The sequence below is a fragment of the Parasphingorhabdus sp. genome, assembly GCF_036964565.1.
GTDB lineage: Bacteria > Pseudomonadota > Alphaproteobacteria > Sphingomonadales > Sphingomonadaceae > Parasphingorhabdus.
Genome location: NZ_JBALTN010000045.1, coordinates 1 through 559, shown reverse-complemented (window position 1 = coordinate 559; position 559 = coordinate 1). Strand labels below are relative to the sequence as shown.

Annotated in this window: 1 protein-coding gene; it reads right to left on the bottom strand. The window is 58.5% G+C overall.

What is annotated here, in order from left to right:
- Positions 1 to 455, bottom strand: a 455-nt coding sequence (locus V7650_RS18150) for a MotA/TolQ/ExbB proton channel family protein (protein WP_442955331.1), incomplete at its 3' end; no start/stop codon positions are given.
- Positions 456 to 559: the final 104 nt, after the last annotated feature.

Genomic DNA, 559 nt, shown 5'->3' with positions numbered 1-559 from the left:
CCGAGCAGGCCGATGAACGGTGCGGTTGCGCCGACCGAAGCGAGGAACGGCAGACCGCCGGCCAGCCTTGCATTCACATAGGCTTCCGAACGCGCCAGCGAACCGTGCAGCCACTCATGGGCTTCGAGGCTGTCGGTCATCTTGCCATGCTGCTCGTCGGCCTGAACCGTGTCGTCAACCAGCTGACGCCAGGCGCTGTTCTTTTCCAGCTTGGTGGCGCCTTCCTTGAGGCTGCTGGTCTTCCAGAAGGAGCCCTGCACATCCTTGAACTGACGCATGATCTTGTTCTGCTCGAAGAGCTTGGTGAACAGGATGTAGAACGAGCCGACCGACATGATGACGAGCACGGTGAAGATCGACCAGGCGATAACGCCGCCCTGTTCCATGGCTTCCATGAAGCCGAACTGGTTCTGCGGTGCCGCTTCGCCCGCGACGGCAAGAATTTGAGTAATCATAGCGAATGGTCCTTTTCGATAAAGGTCAAATTAGATTGGTACGCCGGTCAGTCCGGCAAAACGTAACGGATCGCCTGCGTCGTCGTCGACGAGATCGGATTGCC